The following is a 15,206-nucleotide window of genomic DNA, read 5'->3' as shown; positions in this document are numbered from 1 at the left end:
CATCTCCTGGACTTCGAAAGCACCTGGCTACCGACTCTTGCCTGGCACGAATCCGCCGTCTTCAGCACCACAAGCGACGAGGAGTCCCACATGCGCGATCTGGGCTTCGCGTACACCCAAGCACAAGCCATCGCACTCGATCGCGAAGCATCGTTGGCGCTGATCAGGCAAAGCGTCGAAAAGGTAAAATAACCCGCATGAGCACCACGAACACCTTGGCGAGCACGAGCGAGCACTGGTTTAAGTCCTCACGTTCCAATGGCAATCAGAGCTGCGTCGAGGTCTGCTTCGACGACGGAGCAGTGCTCATTCGCGATAGCAAGTACACCGGACCGGCCGTTGATCAGCCGATCATCCCCGTCAGCATTGAGGACTGGCCCGCAATCCTCGAACTGGCTTTGAACAGGTGTTCCGGCGCAGTGCGCGACACATTGACGATCGCCGTGGATTTGGAGGGCGGCGCGGTCGTCCGCAATGAACAAGGTGTTGATCTGTCGTTCACCGCCGACGAGTGGGACGCCTTCGCAAAAGGCGTGGCAGAAGGACAGTTCGACCTGCGCTAGAGCTAGGAGAGCAACGTGCTCTTGCCGGTGGTCCAGAAATTTTTGTCCTGAGCCACCGGCACGTCCGTAGGTTGCCCGGACGAACCCGAACCCTTCCGTGAGATCCCTATCGGATCCCCGATCGGTCCGAACGCGTCCGGGATCAAGAACATTCACTACGCCTCCGTTGAAGATTGAGCCACCGGGAGGATGGGAGGTGGTGGTATTCGGGGAGGCATCGTGTACGGCGGAAAGGTGACGCGTAGTCCTTCCAGGGCTCGCTGGAACGATCCCGCCCGCCACATCGGCTCACTTGCGGGCTGGATATCCGGCAGAACGTCCAGGAGTTGCTCGACCGCGTCCTGTGCGATCAGGTAGGCGATCGAAGTCGCCGGGCACATGTGCGGGCCCGCTCCCCAGGCCACGTGCGCACGGTTGCCAGTGCGGTCTCCTTGAATTCTTGGGTCGTTGTTGCATGCGGTGATGCCGATCAGGATCGGTTCGTCCACCGGCAGCCAGACATCGTCGAACAGGATCGGAGTCGTGGGATACCGAGCGCAGAAGGCTCGCATCGACGGGTCGTAGAACAGTTCCTCGTCCAGGGCGTCACGGACCAGCATGCTCCCGTCCAGCACCTCGCCACCGAACCGGTCATCGAGCATCGTGCGGCACAGCGTGTTGGTGATGAGATTCACTAAGGGTTGGATGCCTGCCCCGTAGCAGGACATGAACGCGCCGACGAGTTCGGGAGCGTTCAGATTGTGAGGGTGGAGAATCATTGCCGAGGCGATGTCATTGCCTAGGTGACGGCGTTTGGCTGCGGCGAACTGCTCGAAGGCGGTCTTGGCCCGGTTCGCGCCTCGCACGGATTCCCCGCCCTGCGCATCGAACCGCAACCTCATGCCCTCGGCAATCTCCCCCGCTAGATCGGCAGGACACCCCATCAGACGGTTCAAGACCCTGAAAACGAGCGGAAACGAATAGTCATACAGGAGATCTGCTGTGCCGTTCTCGCTGAACGATTCGATCAGCGACAGTGCCGCGTCTTCCACCTCGGCGTGCAGACGATTCGGATCGACACGCTCGATCGCGGCCTTGATAGGTTGACGCACCCGCTTGTGCTCGGGGCCGTCACAAAACCGGGTCGAGGGGTAGTAGCCGAGCATCGCCAGGATCGGCTCGGCCGATGGGATCTTCTGTTGCCACCGGCGGGGATCGGCCGGAAAGTGCTCGGGGTCATGCAGGATTTTCAATGCTGCCGAATAATGGACAGCCATCGTGGCGTTGATGCCCGGCGCGAGCTCGACCGGTACGAGCGGGCTCCCGCTGTTATGCATCTCCTGGTAGGAATGATGTGGATCGGCCGCGAATTCAGCGGTGTACAGCTTTACCCGGGAAACGCCCGGGGTGAATAGAGTCATGAGTTCTCCCCACCTGACCAGAACGGGGTCAGCGGATTATTCAAAGTGCTTCGGCTTCGATGGTCGACAACGCCCCGAGGGCCGGTGGCGTGATAGTGACGATCCGCAGCCCTGCCGCGTGCAGGAGGTGTTCGAATTCTTGCTGGGTGCGTTCACGCCCGGTGACGATGGACAGCATGACAATGTCCAGCACCTTGGACTGATCGGGCTCGTTACCGGGCGGCACGATCATGTCGTGAATGATGACTCGCCCGCCGGGAGACATGCCGCGCCGACAGTTCCGCAGAATCTGTACACAGCGCTGGTCGTCCCAGTTGTGCAGGACGTACTGGAGCATATACACATCCCCGGCAGGCACCGCCTCGAAGAAGCTGCCGCCGACCGCCTTCCATCGGCCCGCGTCCTCGAGTTCTCCCATCCGGTGGCGTGCAATGACCTGGGGCAGATCGAACAGCACACCGTGAAGGCCCCGGTGTCGCTGCAACATCATGAGCAGTAGCGAGCCCTGTCCTCCGCCCACATCCACCACGGTGCAGGTCTCCGGCAGCCGGCATTCTCGGACGAAGTACTCACTCTCGATCACCGAGTACCGGCCCATGCCGGTATGGAACTCCGCGCCGTCGGAGGGGTGTGAACCGAAGTAGTCGAACAAAGGCTCCCCGAACACATGATTCACCGCGGGCTCGCCCGTCGTCACCGCGTGCAGCAATTCACCACCCGCGCGATAAATGGCCGGGGTCGTGGCCGCCAAAACTCCCTCGCGAACCGAGAACCTCGAATCCGAGCGAAGTGACGCCCCCCGCTCCATCAACACGAAAACACGAGAGTCCGTTTCCCAGCAAATTCCTCGGGTGGCCAGCAGCCGCAGTACGCGATATAGCGCGTCTTCATCGGCACTGACACGCGTGGCCAGCTGCCCGACGTGCACAGGCCCGTCCGCCAGCAGATCAGCCACCCCAAGCTGGGCCACCACGCGCAGGCAACACGCATACACGTAACCATTCGCCTCAGCAGTGAGGAACCTCGCCGACTCCCTATCCTTCGCAATCTCCTCGGTAAGCGCCTCCCGTAGCCCCGCCGTCGGAGTCGAATAATGCAGCGACCCTTGAGAACGCCGCCCCGAGAATATACCCATATCAAAACTTCCTTTCAGAAACATATCTCGCACAGCGGCGAACCACCTCGAAAACACGCTGCTCGTACCACGAGGCCGGGAAACTAGCGACAGTGCAGAAACAAATTCAGGATCTATCGGTGTCAGGTCCTCACTCGGATACATGGCCGACAGCGCACTCGTATCGCGCGATGTGGCCGGATACCAGCTGCGGAGGAGCTACGCACGGGCGGGACAGCGCGTGACCCTGTCTTGCCCAGCAGCGCGGTGGTATCCCACCGACACCCAGCGTCGCCGGACGTTCTGCCAGGCGCAGCCATTCGGACTTCATTGCGGCCGAGCGGATCCCGACCGGCTTACGGTCCATCTGGTCGCGCAATCCATCGGACCGATCATCACGTGTTTCCACTTGCGGTCGATGCGGTCGTTCCAGCGGGCACGCGCGCTCAGCTCCGTCCATCACGGCTTCGAGGCGACGCCGCCCTTTTTGGCTCTCGGTCTCCGCATGTGCACCTCCTTTGTCACGCGGTGCCGAACGCGGACAGCAAGTCCCCTGGGGCGATCGGCTTCGCTTTTCCAGCACAGTCGTTCCCGGGTTTCCGAGCCAGGGGTGTGCGTGCTGTAAAACGCCGACTATGAGCGTGGCGCTATAGTATTTTGCTGAATTTCACGTGGCCCCCGCCGAATTGCGTTGCGGCCAGTAGTGTTTCGAGCCATGGGTGGGAGATCCCCGAACACTGAGCTGCGCCGCGTCCTCGAGGACGTCGGATGGTCACCGTACGAGCTGGCGCGCAGGGTGAACAAGCACCTGCCGCCCGATCGTCGGGTGCACCCCAGCACGCCGTTCTCGTGGCGCGACCGCGGAACAATTCCCAGGGAGCCTCTGCCATCGGTGATCGCGGGCGTACTCACCGAAGTGCACGGCGAGGCCGTCACCGTCGAACGATTGTGGCCAGGACGCACCACTGCCACGGAGACAGCTGTCAGACCCGCGACCGCGGATGTGACAGCAGGTCAGTGGATTCCAGCCGACACCACCCGGCTGCTGCGGAACCACGGCCAAACACCGGCCGGGCGCACGTTCTTCCCGGTGTCAGGCAGTGATCTGATCTCGATCACCCGTTCATGGATGAGCAATAGCCATTCGCTCGCAGCCGACAATGGTCCACTCATCGAATCGACCCGAATATCAACCGAACTGGTCGACTATTTCGAACAGGATGCGGCGAGCCTGCGGCGACTGGACGACGGCGACAGCAGCGGTCACCAGTTGCGGCGCGCTGTCGAGCTGCGGCTGGCTCACATCGCGGAGATCCTGGATGGCTGTTCACACACCACTGCACTGGCCCGCCGCCTGTTCGCCGTGGCCAGCCAGCTCGCGCAAATGGCCGGGTGGACAGCGTTCGATTCCGGCGAGCATGGGTTGGCACAGCGCATGTACCTGTTGGCGTTGCGTGCGGCGGTCGCCGCCGACGATCGCGCTCTCGGGGCATTGGTGCTCAGTTGCATTGCACAGCAACAAACCTGGCGCGGACGTCCCCGGGACGCGATCTCGATCATGAGCGCCCTGGACACCGCCCGTCACCCTATGCTCCCGCGGGCGCAGAGCCTGCTCCTGATGCGGCAAGCACGGTCTTTCGCCGCGTCCGGCATGCACATCGAGACAATGTCGTCGCTGCAACGAGCGTACGAAGCGCTTGATACCCCTTCCCGCGAGCCCGAGCCACCATGGGGCTACTGGATGAACCGAGCGGTGCTCGACAGTGAAGCCGGACGATGCCACTTGATGCTGGGCGATCGACGCCTCGCTGAGGCTCATCTTTCGGATGGGCTTGCCCAGGTCGCCGCCGACGCCACCCGCGACCGTGTCATGTACGGGCTGTCGTTGGCGTTGACCCACCTACCGAGCAACCACCGGCCAGGCGACGTGGAGCAAGCCTGCTACCAGACAGAACAAGTGCTGCCACTCCTACCCTCCATCGGGTCGGCCCGATGCCACAGCTTGCTCAACACCGTCCTGTCGCACCTACGGCCATACCACAAGACTGCGGCCGTGCGGGAGCTGATGGACAAGGTGGAATCGCAGCAACAGCCACAGGTCTGCTAATCAGTAGGCGTGGATAAACGCCCGTCACCGACATCCGCCCTCACGGTCCTGCGCGTCGAACCTTTCGACTCGCCGTCGGCTACTGCCATGCTCGCCGCCGCGGATCGCACCAACACCGAACTGTACGGCCACGCCGACCAATCATCGCTCTCGGTTGACGAATTCACACGGCCGCAGCGCGGCCTGTTCATCGTCGCCCACCACAACGACGCCCCGGTCGGTTGCGGCGGATACCGCCGCCACCACGAAGACGCCGACGGCCTCACCGCCGAGATCAAACGCATGTACGTCGAACCCGCCGTGCGACGGCTCGGCATAGCCCGAGCCGTGCTCGCCCGTCTAGAACATGACGCCCAAGCCGCCGGCTACCACACCATCATCCTCGACACCGGCAGCAAACAACACGCGGCGCACATCCTCTACGAACAATGCGGCTACCGGCGCACCGCCAGCTACGGCCTCTACCGCGACAAACCCGGAAACCGCGCCTACATCAAATCAATTTTGCGTAAATAAGGTTGTCGGCAATGTGTTTGGCACTGGACTCGCCGCCTTGGAACTTCGTTGATCGGGTAGCACGGTGTTGTCGACGGAATTCCGTACGCACACCAGTTGCTCATTGCCGCAGGCAAACACGGGCTGGCGGCGCCAAAGTTGGCACCCTGGAAAACAACAGTGCTCACGGCGTCCAATGTCGTTGGGCAGTGAGCCAGTACACCAGCTCACGATGGCTGCTTGAGCTCACGCGCCCGTCTCAAGCAGCCATCGCGGGAACCGCTCACGCTTAACCCGCCCAATTCGGAGCCGCGGCCGAACACGGGATCGGCCTCAGATTCGTTGCGTACCGGTACAGGATGTACGCCGACGCTAGCGTGCGCCCGGCCCGCATCGGTCAAATCGTGCGCTCCTCACCGATGACGACCGCTCCGTCATCGATGCTGACGGGGACGAATGTGGCGAACCCTGCGGCATGGAGTCGTTTGAGTTGTGCGCCGAGTTTGCCGCTGCGGCGAACGACTTCGACGATCCGGTCTTCGTTGCGGTGGTCGCGCGCGATGGCGAGGGTGTCGGCGACCGAGACATCGGCTTCGGCGAGAATGGCCGTGGCGTTGCGGGCGATGTTGTCGGTGAGCAGTCCGACGATGCGTTCGAACCCGATGGAGAATCCGCAGGCGGGTACGTCTTTGCCGAGGGAACGGCCGATGAGTTTGTCGTATCGGCCGCCGCCCGCGACGGAGCTGGACATTTCGGGATGGGTGATTTCGAAGATCTGGCCGGTGTAGTAGCCCATGCCGCGCACGAGGGTGGGGTCGAACTCCCATTGCATAGCTCGCTGCTGGGCGAGCCGATCAAGGCTGGCTGAGGTGGCGGCGAGGTCCTCGACCACGGTGTCGGGCAGGCTTGGTACAGCGTTGGTGAGGGTGTCTGCGAGTTTCTCGGCGGGGACTTCGCGCAGGCTGCTGATCTTGTCCAGGGCTGTTGTGATCGACTCACTAGGCAGGCCGATGTCGGTGAGTTCTGTGCGGACGCCATCCCAGCCGATTTTGTCGAGCTTGTCGAGGGTGATGAAGAAGCGGTCCCAGGAGTCGGCGGGCAGTCCGGCGTCGGTGGCCAGGGCGCTGAGGAATCGGCGGTCGGACAGCCGAACCGTAACGGTGTGGAGGCCGACTGCTGCCAGAGCGGCAGTGGTCGCTTCGATCAGTTCGGCTTCGGCCAGGACGGTGGGTTCACCAATCATGTCGATGTCGCATTGGTAGAACTGCCGGTAGCGGCCCTTTTGGGGGCGTTCGGCTCGCCAGACTGGGCCGACCTGCAAGGACCGGAACGGTGTCGGCAAAGTGGCGTGGTTGTTGCCGTAGAAGCGGGTCAGCGGCACTGTGAGGTCGAATCGCAGGCCCAGGTCGACCAGGTCGCGGATCGGTTCGCTGGTCTCGGTGGTTTCGGGCAGCCCGCGGCGCAGTACTTGGTAGATGAGCTTTTCGTTCTCGCCGCCTTGGCCGCCTTGGAGGCGGTTGATGTCTTCGAGGGCGGGGGTTTCGATGCGCTGGTAGCCGAAGGTGCGGTAGGTGGTGGTGATCGCATGCAACACATGGTCCCGGGTCGCGACGTCGGCGGGAAGCAAGTCCCTCATTCCGCGGGCGGGGTTGTTGTCGGCTTTCACCAGGGTCCTTTGCTCGGGTCTCGGCTCGGCCGCGGATTCGCGGCACACCAAAGATGGTAGAAGGTCGCTCACGCGGCGCGTCGGGCGAGCACGATCAGCTCGCCTGGGGCGTTGTTGTCGAAGGGCTCGAAGTCGTAGCCGCCCCAGAGTTGGGTGATGGTGAAGCCGCATCGGGCGAGGAGGTGTTCGACTTCGAAGCGGAACATGTAGCTGGTTTCGTAGGGGATGACCAGGTGCTCTGTTGATCCGTCGGGGTGGGTGATGTCGTAGACGACTTGGAGCTGCTGGGTCTGGTTGGCGTAGTCACGGCTGATCACGTGCTGGGTGCGCAGAATGCGCTCGCCGTGCGGGCCGGATTTCTCAGTCCGTGTTGTGCAGCGCGCGGGGTCGGTCGCCAGGTAGGAGATGGATGGGCAGTAGTTGTCGATCAGCACCAGGCCGTCATGGTCGAGGTGTGTGTGAACGCACTGCAGGCAGTCGATCTTGTCACGAGTTGTGGTGAGTTCCTGGAGAACTCGGAATGGGAAGATCGCCAGGCCGTAGGTGCGGTCGAGGGTGAAACGGCGCATATCTGCGGTGCAGAATCGTGGACTGGCTTGATATCTGGCGCCTGTGTGCGGCCGACGTGCGATCTGTAGCCGCTCGGCGGCAATGTCGATGCCGTCGATCTCGATGCCCGTGGCGGCGATCGGGTGGGTGATTCGCCCAGTGCCGCAACCGAGTTCGAGGATTGGGCCGCCGTGCTGTAGGGCTATGCGGGTGTAGAAGTCGATGTCGTGGCGCCAGTCGGTGAACAGGTCGTAATACTCGGCGTCGCGGCGGGCGGTGAGTCCTTCGGCAGTGAACATCGAGGTCACCGTGCCCGAATCAGGTAGCGGCCGATGATCAGTACGTCAAGCCGCATTTTCAGCATGGACTCGATAGCGTCGTCGGGAGTTTCGATGATCGGGTCGCCGCTGGCGTTGAACGAGGTGTTCAGAACCATCGGCACTCCGGTGGCGGCGGCGAAAGCTCGGATCAGTTCGTGGAAGTGCGGGTTCTCCAGTTCGGTGACCGCTTGCAGGCGGGCCGTGCCGTCGACGAATGCCACCGCAGGCACCAGATGCCTTTTGTCGGAACGAATGTGAGGCGCGACGAGCATCGATGCCATCGCCTGGGACGCGGTGCGGGAGAAGTCGTGGTCGATGTCGAACCAGGCGGGGACTTCCTCGGCGAGCACGCTCGGCGCGTAGGGGCGAAACGGCGCTCGCAGTTTGTGCACTGAATCCAGTCGGTGTTTGGCGGTCGGGTCGCGAGGGTCGGCGAGAACGCTGCGTCGTCCGAGTCCGCGGGGCCCGAATTCGCTTCCACCGTCGAACCATCCGATGATTGCCTGTTCCGCTAGCAGTCGCGCACCAGCTTCCCCGGCGTTGGTCACCTGCTCACTGGTGACGCGGTCGCCCCACCGGGTGATGGCAGCGGTGATCTCGGAGTCGGTGTAGGTGCGGCCGAGCGAGCAGGTCGACATGCCCCAGCGGCGTGTGTGGGCAGGTGCCCACGAGTATGCCCAGAGGGCATTGCCCAGGGCTTGGCCGACATCGCTAGCAGCCGGTTGAATGAACAGTTCATGAACCTCGTCGAGCTCTGCGATTACAGTGTTGGCGACACAGTTGAGCGCTACGCCGCCTGCCAGACATACCCGATGGATACCTGTCTCGGCGACGACGGAACGGACGAGTTCGCTCAACCCTTGCTGCAGTTCGGACTGGATCAGCTGTGCGACCTCGAACTGGGCAGCCGTGGGGTCTTGGCAGGAGTTATGGCCAGGGCCGATATCGATTCCGGACTGGGCGAGTACGAGATCTCGGACCGCTTCGGTCTGCAGCAACGCCGCGGCTTCAAGGTCGAACTCATCGATCGGTCCGTGCGAGTCCACATGGCCGGAGGCAGTGAGGGCGGGTGGTTCCAGGTGGCAGCGGAATCCATCTCGAGCTGGGGAGAATACGGTGGCCCCGTCGAATCTGCCTGTGCCGTAGGCCGCGAGCGCCATAGTCTGTCCTGCGTTGTGGTGGTTACGGAGTCCGAGCCATTTGGTGAAGTGGTTGTAGGCCGCTCCGAAACCGAGCTGACCTGGCTGATCGGCGTAGCGGCGCAGCAGATGCAGGTCTGTGCCGCGGCCGATGTAGATACTGGTGCGTTCCAGGCGGTTGAGCCAGTATCGCGGGTCGAGTCGGTCGCCGATGATGGTTCCTTCGTTATCGGCCACGATCACCACGGCCTCCTCGAAGTGGCTGGGGTAGAACGCGCTGGCTGCATGGGACAAGTGATGCGAGGGAACCACTACGAGTTGGTTCTCCTCGACGGCGAGTCCCTCCGAGGCCAGTTGGTGTCTGGCGAACTCGGGCTCGGGTGCATGGTCGCAGCAGATGCTGACAGCGACCGTATCGATGTCAGCGAGGGCGAGGCCGCGCGCGGCGAGGCAATACCGTGCGGCGTTGGCGAATCCGCCGGCATGTTTACGCCGTGTGAGGCGCTCCTCAGCGATCGCGACGGTCACATGGCCGTCTTCGAGAAGCGTGGCAGCCCCGTCATCGAGATCGATGCCGATGCTGGTCCGGGCGAGGTTCACACCGAGAATGGTGGTGGGCATGCTCACAACTGGCTCCTCGGTCACAAGGTTTCGTAGGCGAGTTGGTCGATGCGCGCTTTGCGAATGTCGCGTTGAGCTTCTTCGATGCCCGCCCATTCGGATCCGTAGATCAGGTCCAGTTGGTCGGGCACGGCTCCGTATACGTCGCCAGGGCGCGATCGGACGCCGAAATCGCCGAGCAACCGACATTGCCGCTGTGTCAGGCGATCGAGCAGGCCCGGCGATGCTGTCCGGTAATCGACTGTGCGGCAGAAAATCTGCCCGTAGCGCAGCACAACGCTCACTCGGGAGGTAGCACTCCGATTTGGTGCGACGCCGTGGCCCAGCGACAACGGGAAGATGACCGCATCCCCTGCACGAGCAAGGATCTGGACCGGATCTTCGACGTCGGCGTAAGCGATCTTGCCGGGGAAGCCGCGGGTGTGCGAGCCCGGCGCGATGGTGAAATTTCCGGAGTCCGGTTCGGTCAGATCGGTAAGGAAGAACTGGACTTTCAGTTGGATCTGCTTGCCGTGGGAGGGTGCGGCCAGTCGCAGGGACGGCCCGAGGTCGGTGTGGAAGTCGACCAAGGGCTGCTGATGTGGATAACGGATGAAGATCTCTGATCCGAGGACCTGCACGTAGGGGCCCATGAGGCCGAGGATTCTCCCGAACACCGCGTAATGATCCAGAAGCGGCCCGAGCGCCTCGACGTGCGCGATCGCGTTGGCGATGCTGAGATCCCGCTCGTTACCCGCGTCGAACACGTCGTCCCACGCGGCGGCGTCATCACATGGCTGCGGGCTCCTTGGCTGACCGGTGACACGCTGGTGGAGGTCGGTGATGGCAGCCAGAATCGCAGAGACCTCATCGGGGCCGAGTGCGTTGCGGATGTGCAAGTAGCCGAACTCGTTCCAATGGAGCTGTTCGTCACTGGTCAGCAGGGTCGCGGTCATGGGAAGTTACCTGTCGCCGTAGAGAGTGGTGATCGAGAACCGTGGGCCTGTGTGGACCGATTGGACAGCGTGCGCGTGCGCCGGGGTGAGGGGTAGCAGGAGAGCGGAATTGAAAATCGGTGTGAGCGTGCGTGTTTCGCGCCGCAAGGTCAAGCGTTTGAGGGGAAAGAAGAACTCGGGATGCTCGAACTCGGCGACGGTGTCGACGAGGCCGACGACGGTCTCGCCGCCGTCGGGTGGGCGCCACTGCTCGGTCAGGTTGCAGGCCACCGACAGTCGGTACTCCGGTGACGGGTGGTCGTCGTGCGGCTGGATGAAGTCGCCGCACTCCATTCGGTACGGGGTCGGCGGGCGCAATACGCGCAGCCGTGCTCCGATGAGTTCGTCGAACCTGGCTATCAGCCATGGGTTCTCGAAAACGTTCAGGATCTCCACCGCGCGAGTCATCTCGGGCGTTTCGGCCGAAGCGATCAGCGCAGCGTCGGGGAGATCGCCATCTCGGGCGGCGCGGCTGACGCGCTTCTGATCAGCGATTTCATCACGCTCGTAACTGAGGCGATGTAGGCATCGCGTCAGGGTTCGCGCGGCATCCGGACTGAAGAAGTCCTCGATACGGATCGCGACGACATGACCGTCGATCACAACTGTGTGTGTAGGTCGAAATAGCCCGAGTTCCAGTGGTTTTGCCGCGATATCCGCTTGTGAGGACATAGGTGCGTACTTTCCGGGTCAGCAGGAGCCGTTGAGCCGGCCCAAGGCTTTGCCGCGCGGGCGGATCCACGTGGATGCGGTGCGGCAGGAGCGGTTGTGGGCGGCGATCACGATGTCGCCGATCGGCAAGATCTCGCGCAGACTGGCCCCCAGCGGAGGACTGCCGTCACGGATCCGCACCAGATCGGTGACAGGACGCTCCATTGGCTCGGCAGGATGCCGTTGCACCGCCAGCGACGGTGTGTGGATCAACAAGCCGTCTTCGGCCAGGTGAAGTGAGCCCTGTTCGCAGGTGGCGGTCACTGACCAGCCGCCGCAGTCGTGCGCGCCCGGATCGTCGACGAGGGCAACGCGAGTTCGTGGCTCACCTTCGAAGACCAGCTCGGCCGCTATATCGGTGCCGTGAAGATTGCCTGTAATTCGGCTGCTCAGTCGACTTGGGTGTGGGAGTTGCCCCAGCAGCACTGCCAGAACGTCCAGTGCATGACTTCCTGTATCGATCAGGACTCCGTGACGCGGGCCGGCGTGGCTTCGGTAGGTTCCGCTGCTTGGTGCGAATCGCGCGGCATAGGGACCTCGCCACACGGCATCGACACTGACGACTGCGCCCAGGACACCCGACTGGAGGCAGTCGGCCGCGTGCAGGACGGTCGGCTGGTAGCGGCGGTTGAACGGGACGATCATGTGTGGGTGGTCGGCTGCCAAACGTACCAGACGGCGACGGTCGGCGACCGTGGCGGGGATCGGTTTCTCGATCAGACAAGGCTTTTCGGTGTCTACGCCCTCGGCGATATCGAAAACAACCTTCGGGGGCACCGCGATCACCACCGCATCGATGTGCCGGTCGGAAAGGATCGCCTCGGCATTCGGATACACCGCGGTACCGAAGTCGTCGGCGAAGCACCCGGCTGAATCCTGGTGTGCAGCAGCGACTCCGGCGAGCTGCATCGTCGGATCGGTCACGATGTCCAGAGCATGCGAGCGGCCCGCGAGGCCCGCGCCGATGATGGCGATGCGGAGTGTCATCGCGGCACCGCCGTCAGTGGGAGGTGGCGTTGCACTTTCTCGGCGGCCTCGTCCCACTGTCGCCGCACCGGCTCGAGCCGGTCGAGCTCGGTCAGGGAACGGAAATCGGGGTCGCAGAATTCGTCGTAGCACCGGGACACCCAGCTGCGGATGTCCTCTGCCGACATGGCGTCGTTGTGGCAGACCGGGAGCTCGAGCCAGTCGGTGGTTTCGTACCAGTAGCGATCGGGGATCGTGATCCCGTATCGGCCCGGGTTCACGAATACGTCGGTGCCGGGCCTGGGTTCCATCACGTTGAAGGTGGCCACCGTCGGGTTGACCAGGCGAACGAAATCCATTGTTGCCGAGAGAGTTTCCGGAGTGTCTCCGGGAGCGCCGACGATGAACGAGGCATGTAGTTCCAGTTCAGCGCTCATGATGCGCTGGGCGGTCTTGTATAGCCGAGCCGGTGAGGTGCCTTTGCGCACCAGCCGCAGTGTTTGCTCCTGAATCGATTCGAATCCGACGAAGACCCGGTACGCGCCGGCCGCTCGCATCGCCTCGAGCACGTGCGGCCGGGCGTCCTGGGCGCGCATGTTGCTGGTCCACGGGATGTTCAACCCGCGGCGGGTGATCTCCTCGCAGATCGCCACCGCGCGCCGCGGATCACCAGAGAAAGTATCGTCGCCGAAGAAGATCGACGAAAAGCCCATCTCGGCAACAGCTTCCATCTCGTCCGCGACATGGTGAGCGGTGTTCCAGCGGGCAGTGCGCCCAGCGATGGTGGTGGAGCAGAAGGTGCACCGGCTGGGGCATCCGCGAGCGGTCATGACCACGGTCTCGTAGTCGTAGTCCAGGTACCGGCGCAGGTCGAACAGTGATCGGTCCGGATGTCCGTACCGATCCAAAACCATTTCCGGTGGTGCCGGAGCGGTTGCACGGATTCCGGTGCCGTCGCGGAACACAAGCCCAGACACCTTGGCCAGCCCGTCGGTAGTGGCTCTGGCCGACAACGCCTCGGCCAGGCACACGATGCTGTCCTCGGCGTCGAACAGCAGCACATAGTCCACACACGAATGCCGTTCGAGGCACTCGGTGGCGATGAACGACACGTGCGGCCCACCGAACACGACTGGAACGCCGGGGTTCCATCCACGCACGGCCTGGGCGATTTCGAGAGCATGGAAGTAGCTCTGCGCCACCGACGTCACCCCGACCAGATCCGGCCGCAGGTCATCCAGCCGGGCCGCGAGCGCCTCGGGAGAATTTCCCTCAAAGGGGAGATCCACGTGGATAACTTCGTGTCCGGCGCGGTTGAGGGACCGCGCCATGTACGCGTACCCCAGCGGAGGATGCAGCAGCAGAGTCCTCGGATCATGGGTGTAGTGCGGATTCACGAACAGCACTCTCATTGCGTCGCTCCACCTACTCGCATGCGCGGAAGTCCCACGAACACTCCGGGCGACCGTGTCGGGGCGGTTTCCGGGATCGGCCGGTCGGCGGTGGCCAACTCGTGAGGCTCGGGATCGATGAATCGCTGCGCGCCGCAACGCTCGTCGTACTTGCCGTTGTAGTGGAACGCCTTGCATCCCCCCATGCACGGCCCGAGCGCCGAACACGACCCACACGGCCCGGTCGGTGGATCGGATCGGTCGGAGTATCGGTCGACAAGCCGATCCCAGATCTGCTGGAACGGCTCCTCACGCACGTTGCCGATGCTCTCCTCGATGAAGTTGCAGCCCGACACGTTGCCGACCGGGTCAATGGACACCATGCCGGTGCCGACATTGCAGAGGTTCGAACCGATGAACGCCTCCCGTGCCGTCCGGTCGGAGAGCCGGTCGTCGAGCACCGTCAGCATGAAAGGGTCGTGCGTATAAACGTCCAGAGTGCCTTGGTAGTCAAGCATCAGCTGATACAGGTTCTGGCACACCTGCAGATAGGTCGGCCACAGCGAGCGGTCGAACACCCCGGTCAGGTTGTATCGGTTCTGCATGAAGCTCACCGCGTCCACGCCGAGGTCGCGGGCGAACTCCGCGATGCGTTCGATATCGCTGTAGTTGTGGGTGTCGATCGTCGTGGAGAACCCGACCGCGGGGATTCCGGCGTCCTTGAGCAGACGCAGCGCTTTGACCGCCACCTCGAACGCGCCCTTCTTCCCGCGCACTTTGTCGTGCACGTGCGGGTCGATACTGTCGATCGACACCATGGTCCGGTTAATGCCGGTCTCGACCAACCGCGCAGCGTCAGCAGCGGTTCGCACGTAGAACCCATTGAGCATCAAGGTCTGATAGAAATCGCGGTCCCGGAAGATTGCCGCGGCCTCATGGAAGTCTCGGCGGATCATGTTCTCGCCGTGCGAGTACACCAGGCTGGCGCTGCCGGCCCGGTAGAGCTGGTCGGCGAGATCGTCGATCTCGGCGAGGCTGAACTCGTCACGGCTACGCCGGTACAGGGCATAGCAGTGCTGGCACGTGAGGTTGCAGCGGTAGGTCAGGCCGAGCTGGACCAGGATCGGCAGCGGATGCTCGGGAAGTTGATACTCCTCGGGCCAGGTCAGGAACATATTGTGCTGCATGAT

14 protein-coding genes are annotated in these 15,206 nt (G+C 63.0%); 4 read left to right on the top strand and 10 right to left on the bottom strand.

What is annotated here, in order from left to right; translation table 11 throughout:
* Together NM2_RS51125 and NM2_RS42695 are read left to right on the top strand one after the other, a co-directional pair.
* The coding region (locus NM2_RS51125) for a Scr1 family TA system antitoxin-like transcriptional regulator (RefSeq protein WP_369690365.1) at window positions 1–192 on the top strand (192 nt) is incomplete at its 5' end.
* A 5-nt stretch (window positions 193–197) separates the two neighbouring features.
* Window positions 198–563, top strand: coding sequence for a DUF397 domain-containing protein (locus NM2_RS42695; RefSeq protein WP_067682404.1), 366 nt, complete (start codon window positions 198–200; stop codon window positions 561–563).
* Window positions 564–718: 155 nt separating this feature from the next.
* Here NM2_RS42695 and NM2_RS42690 read toward each other — a convergent pair whose 3' ends face one another.
* Window positions 719–1,963 (bottom strand): cytochrome P450 family protein, encoded by a 1,245-nt coding sequence (locus NM2_RS42690; RefSeq protein WP_067682402.1) that lies wholly within the window; start codon window positions 1,961–1,963, stop codon window positions 719–721.
* A gap of 40 nt (window positions 1,964–2,003) precedes the next feature.
* Window positions 2,004–3,098 (bottom strand): methyltransferase, encoded by a 1,095-nt coding sequence (locus NM2_RS42685; RefSeq protein ID WP_169816348.1) that lies wholly within the window; start codon window positions 3,096–3,098, stop codon window positions 2,004–2,006.
* A 694-nt stretch (window positions 3,099–3,792) separates the two neighbouring features.
* Between NM2_RS42685 and NM2_RS42680 the strand changes: the two genes are divergently transcribed.
* Together NM2_RS42680 and NM2_RS42675 are read left to right on the top strand one after the other, a co-directional pair.
* Window positions 3,793–5,184 (top strand): NsdA family TPR-like regulatory protein, encoded by a 1,392-nt coding sequence (locus NM2_RS42680; protein WP_067682400.1) that lies wholly within the window; start codon window positions 3,793–3,795, stop codon window positions 5,182–5,184.
* An 87-nt stretch (window positions 5,185–5,271) separates the two neighbouring features.
* Complete coding sequence (locus NM2_RS42675; RefSeq protein WP_067682398.1) at window positions 5,272–5,700, top strand: GNAT family N-acetyltransferase; 429 nt, start codon at window positions 5,272–5,274, stop codon at window positions 5,698–5,700.
* A 376-nt stretch (window positions 5,701–6,076) separates the two neighbouring features.
* On the opposite strand, the gene hisS is transcribed toward NM2_RS42675, so the two are convergent.
* The 8 genes from hisS to NM2_RS42635 all read right to left on the bottom strand — a co-directional run bounded on the left by hisS (window position 6,077) and on the right by NM2_RS42635 (window position 15,203).
* On the bottom strand, window positions 6,077–7,345 hold the full coding sequence (gene hisS / locus NM2_RS42670) for a histidine--tRNA ligase (protein WP_084532151.1): 1,269 nt from the start codon (window positions 7,343–7,345) through the stop codon (window positions 6,077–6,079).
* 68 nt (window positions 7,346–7,413) lie between these two features.
* Complete coding sequence (locus tag NM2_RS42665) at window positions 7,414–8,193, bottom strand: class I SAM-dependent methyltransferase (RefSeq protein WP_157121801.1); 780 nt, start codon at window positions 8,191–8,193, stop codon at window positions 7,414–7,416.
* Between the two features lie 5 nt (window positions 8,194–8,198).
* Complete coding sequence (locus NM2_RS42660) at window positions 8,199–10,070, bottom strand: carbamoyltransferase C-terminal domain-containing protein (RefSeq protein ID WP_169816347.1); 1,872 nt, start codon at window positions 10,068–10,070, stop codon at window positions 8,199–8,201.
* Window positions 9,995–10,909: a phytanoyl-CoA dioxygenase family protein gene (locus NM2_RS42655; protein ID WP_067682392.1), complete on the bottom strand. Its 915-nt coding sequence runs from the start codon at window positions 10,907–10,909 to the stop codon at window positions 9,995–9,997. Before NM2_RS42655 ends, NM2_RS42660 begins: the two co-directional genes overlap by 76 nt.
* Before the next feature lie 6 nt (window positions 10,910–10,915).
* Window positions 10,916–11,551, bottom strand: a complete 636-nt coding sequence (locus tag NM2_RS42650; RefSeq protein ID WP_067682389.1) for a 2OG-Fe(II) oxygenase — start codon at window positions 11,549–11,551, stop codon at window positions 10,916–10,918.
* Between the two features lie 87 nt (window positions 11,552–11,638).
* Window positions 11,639–12,646, bottom strand: a complete 1,008-nt coding sequence (locus NM2_RS42645; RefSeq protein WP_067682386.1) for a Gfo/Idh/MocA family protein — start codon at window positions 12,644–12,646, stop codon at window positions 11,639–11,641.
* Window positions 12,643–14,037 carry a B12-binding domain-containing radical SAM protein gene (locus tag NM2_RS42640; RefSeq protein ID WP_169816346.1) on the bottom strand — a complete coding sequence of 465 codons (1,395 nt, stop codon included), beginning with the start codon at window positions 14,035–14,037 and terminating at the stop codon, window positions 12,643–12,645. The genes NM2_RS42645 and NM2_RS42640 overlap by 4 nt, the downstream gene beginning before the upstream one ends.
* On the bottom strand, window positions 14,034–15,203 hold the full coding sequence (locus NM2_RS42635; protein ID WP_067682380.1) for a radical SAM/SPASM domain-containing protein: 1,170 nt from the start codon (window positions 15,201–15,203) through the stop codon (window positions 14,034–14,036). Before NM2_RS42635 ends, NM2_RS42640 begins: the two co-directional genes overlap by 4 nt.
* Window positions 15,204–15,206: the final 3 nt, after the last annotated feature.

This window comes from Nocardia miyunensis NBRC 108239 (assembly GCF_001613065.1).
GTDB lineage: Bacteria > Actinomycetota > Actinomycetes > Mycobacteriales > Mycobacteriaceae > Nocardia > Nocardia miyunensis.
This window is presented reverse-complemented; position numbering and strand designations above follow the sequence as displayed.